Source organism: Caulobacter sp. P1_B12_2 (assembly GCF_056406675.1).
In genome coordinates this window covers 1-3,550 of the sequence record NZ_JBFTZS010000462.1, presented here as the reverse complement: position 1 = coordinate 3,550, position 3,550 = coordinate 1, and the positions used below count along the sequence as shown (strand labels likewise).

The following is a 3,550-nucleotide window of genomic DNA, read 5'->3' as shown; positions in this document are numbered from 1 at the left end:
GACAAAGGGGGGCGGCAAGACCGTCCCCCACGGCATGGCCCTGTCGGACGACTTCTCGACCGACAAGTACGGCGTGCAGTGGAACTTCTTCGACCCCAAGCCGGGCGAGCACGACCGCCTGTCGCGGGCCGGCGGGGTGATGACCCTGAAGGGCGCCGGCGAGGCTCCCAGCACGGGCGCGCCGCTGATCTTCGTCAACGGCGACCAGGCCTACGAGATCGAGTGCGAGATCGAGATCGATCCCGACACCCGCGCCGGCCTGATCCTGTTCTACGACCGCCAGCTCTATTGCGGCCTGGGCTTCGACGCGAAGAACTTCGTCACCCACCAGTACGGCATCGAGCGCGGACGCCCCTCGAACCCCCATGGGTCGAAGATGCTGATGCGGCTGCGCAACGACCGCCACATCGTGGCCTTCCACACCAGCGGTGACGGCGGGGCGACCTGGAAGCGGTTCGACCGGGGCATGGAAGTCTCGGGCTACCACCACAATGTGCGCGGCGGTTTCCTGATGCTGAAGCCGGGGCTGTACGCCGCCGGCAAGGGCTCGGCGCGGTTCAGGAACTTCAAGTACCGGGCGCTGGCTTAGAAGCACAGTTGTCATCCCGGACGAGCGCGAAGCGCGAAGATCCGGGACCGACGCGTGAACTCGGCGCTTCCGGCGGTCCCGGATCTGCGGCCCTGCGGGCCTTGTCCGGGATGACAGACGTTTGTGAGGATGAATTCGATAATGAAGCTTGCGCCCCTCCTCCTCGCCGCCGCCCTGTTCGCGACGCCCGCCCTCGCCCAAGCCCCCGCCGATCCGCCGCCGTTCAAGGCGACCAAGATCGTGCTGGTCGGCGACTCCACCACCGCCGTGAACAGCGGCTGGGGCGGGGCGTTCTGCGCGACGCGGACCACCTCGAACGTGGCCTGCGTGAACCTGGGCCGCGGCGGGCGCAGCACCAAGTCCTACCGCAGCGAAGGCTCCTGGACCCTGGCCCTGGGCGAGATGAAGGGCGGCCCCTTCGCCGACACCTATGTGCTGATCCAGTTCGGCCACAACGACGCCTATGGCCGCGCCGAACGGATGACGGACCTGAAAACCGAGTTCCCGGCCAATCTGAAGCGCTATGTCGAGGAGGTCCGCGCGGCGGGCGCCCATCCGGTGCTGGTCACGCCGCTGTCGCGCCGGCAGTTCAAGGCCGGCAAGCTGATCGACGACCTTGTCCCATGGGCGGACGCGGTCCGCGCCGTCGCCGCCGAGACCGGGACGCCGCTGGTCGACCTGAATGTCCGCAGCGCCGAGGCCGCTCAGGCGCTGGGCCCGCTGAAGTCGGCCGCCTGGGCCGAGATCCCGCCCTCGCCCGCCCTGGCCAAGGCGATCGCCGGCGGCACGACCGTGGGGGTCAAGTTCTACGAGCCGCCGATCCCGGGCGCCGCGCCCGTGCCGATGGACCCGCCGACGCCGGCCCCCGCCACGCCGCCGAAGACCGGCCAACTGAACCAGACGTTCGACTACACCCACCTGGGCCCGGCGGGAGCGGAGGTCTGTTCGGAGATCATCGCCGAAGAGTTGGTGAAGGTGGTTCCGGCGCTGGCGCGGAACCTTGTTCAGTAGGACGCCCCCTCCGTCACGTCGCTGCTAACGACGCGCCACCTCCCCCGTTCCACGGGGGAGGAGAAGGTGGGCGCCGCATCCTCCTCACCCGCGTAGCGGGGGAGGTGGCGCGCTGCGAATACGCAGCGTGACGGAGGGGGCGTTCGGCTACTGGGCGGCCGCCGCCGCCGGAGCCGCCGTCGGCAAGGCCGGCCCGCTGAACTCGGCCTCGATGTTCACGTCGACCTCGTCGCTGACGCCCATGGTGGTGCCCGGGGCCGGAACGCCGAAGCCGATGCCGAACTCCGAGCGCTTGAACACGCCGTGGGCCGAGAAGCCGATGCGGGCGTGCGGATCCATCGGGTGGCCGGCGTAGCCGCCGTTGAACGTCGCGTCGAGCACCACCGGCTTGGTCACGCCGTGCAGGGTGAAGTCGCCGGTGATCTTGGCGGTGTTGGCGCCGCTCACTTCAACCTTTGTCGAGCGGAAGGTGATGGCCGGATACTGGCCCGCGTCCAGCCAGGCCTTGCCGGTCAGCTCGTCCTTGAAGCCGGCCGGCGGGGCGGGCAGGGTCAGCGACTTGGGATCGATGGTCGCCTCGACACTGGAGGTCGAGGGATTGGCCGGGTCGAACTTCAGCTTGGCGTCGAAGTCGGTGAACCGCGCGGTGTAGTGCGAGAAGCCCAGGTGATTGACCTTGAACGACAGGCTCGCGTGGGACTTGTCCAGCGTGTAGTCGCCGGCCGGAACCTGCGGCAGCACGAACTTGTCCGCGGGCGCGGCGGCCGAGGGCGCGGCGGCGGGCGCCTCGGCCTTCTTGGCGGCCGGCGGCGAACAGGCCGCCAGGGTCAGGGCCAGCGCGCTGACGGCCAGCCAGGCGGCGGCGTGACGGGCGTGCGGACGAACGGTCGAATGGATCATGGCGTCTTCCCTGTTGTGTTGACGGCTCGCTAGCGGCCGGCCGCGCCGTTCCCGGTCAGAACCGAGGCGCGCGATCCCACGAAGGACGCAGGAGGGCGCCAAGATCCGACATCGAGCCGGCGTTTTTCTCGTCGTGACTTGACGTTAGGGAACACGCGGTGCTGCTGTCCATCGCGATGTCGCCCGATCCCGCCCCCAGGAGACGGTTCTTGAGCCCCTACGCGGCCTCAACTCAGCAGTTGACGGATCGTCGCGCTGAGCACGCGAGCCAGAGGCGCGCGGTCGGTGTCCGGGTGATTGACGGCGCGGATGATCATGCCGTCGAACAGCAGGCCCACGGCTTCGCAACGCGCCTGGAACTCGGYGTCGCTCCATTCGGGCTTGCGGCTGCGGTCGAGCATGGCCTGGGCGTAGACCCGCTCCTGGGCGTCGGCGGCCTGCAGGATGGCGGCGACCTTCGGATTGCGGCTGGCCTCTGCCAGGACTTCCAGGGTCAGGGCCGCGCGGCCCAGGTCGAAACACTTGTCGACGGCGTCGGGCAGGTGCTCGGTCATGGCGTCGACCAGGTCGCCCGGGCGGCTTTCCATCTCGGCGAACTTCTCGCGCATCTCGGCCAGGTCCTGGGCGACGATGGCGGCGATGATCGCCTCCTTGTTCTCGAAATAGCGGTAGATCTGGCCCACGCTGAGGCCGGCGGCCTTGGCGATCTCGGCCATGCTGGCGCCATGGAACCCCGCTTGCCGCACGCAGTCGCACGCGGCGTCCAGGATCTGCTGCCGCCGCGCCTCAGGCGTCGGCCGGCATGTCGTGTTGGCGTCATCACCCATCGAAAGCTTCGCTTCCCAATTAAATTTCCGTCACGTCAAGCTGGACGGAACCCCCGAGGTTGACTTGCGACAACCTCGGACCTATGTCCAGCCCCGTTGAGAATGAACGTTCATTCTCATGTTGGTTACCACCAGGGCGTCGTCAAGGCTGAAGGCCTGCGACGCCCTGTCGCTCCTGGGGTTTCTGTATGTCCTTCGACCGTTCTCGCGCCGTGCTCTCGGC

Annotated in this window: 4 protein-coding genes; 2 read left to right on the top strand and 2 right to left on the bottom strand. The window is 68.6% G+C overall.

Annotation, left to right across the window (positions count from 1 at the left end):
* Together AC1DZ6_RS21465 and AC1DZ6_RS21460 are read left to right on the top strand one after the other, a co-directional pair.
* Nucleotides 1-589 (top strand): beta-xylosidase family glycoside hydrolase (locus tag AC1DZ6_RS21465; RefSeq protein WP_477099160.1); only part of this gene is annotated, 589 nt, incomplete at its 5' end.
* Between the two features lie 141 nt (nucleotides 590-730).
* On the top strand, nucleotides 731-1,600 hold the full coding sequence (locus AC1DZ6_RS21460) for a rhamnogalacturonan acetylesterase (RefSeq protein ID WP_477099159.1): 870 nt from the start codon (nucleotides 731-733) through the stop codon (nucleotides 1,598-1,600).
* Nucleotides 1,601-1,747: 147 nt separating this feature from the next.
* Here AC1DZ6_RS21460 and AC1DZ6_RS21455 read toward each other — a convergent pair whose 3' ends face one another.
* Both AC1DZ6_RS21455 and AC1DZ6_RS21450 read right to left on the bottom strand, forming a co-directional pair.
* Nucleotides 1,748-2,500 (bottom strand): YceI family protein, encoded by a 753-nt coding sequence (locus AC1DZ6_RS21455; protein ID WP_477099158.1) that lies wholly within the window; start codon nucleotides 2,498-2,500, stop codon nucleotides 1,748-1,750.
* Nucleotides 2,501-2,727: 227 nt separating this feature from the next.
* Nucleotides 2,728-3,327 carry a TetR/AcrR family transcriptional regulator gene (locus AC1DZ6_RS21450; RefSeq protein WP_477099157.1) on the bottom strand — a complete coding sequence of 200 codons (600 nt, stop codon included), beginning with the start codon at nucleotides 3,325-3,327 and terminating at the stop codon, nucleotides 2,728-2,730.
* Nucleotides 3,328-3,550 lie beyond the last annotated feature (223 nt).

Bases quoted from the DNA above. Each gene is read 5' to 3' on its own strand.
- AC1DZ6_RS21460 (WP_477099159.1), top strand. From the start codon at position 731: ATGAAGCTTGCGCCCCTCCTCCTCGCCGCCGCCCTGTTCGCGACGCCC.
- AC1DZ6_RS21455 (WP_477099158.1), bottom strand. From the start codon at position 2,500: ATGATCCATTCGACCGTTCGTCCGCACGCCCGTCACGCCGCCGCCTGG.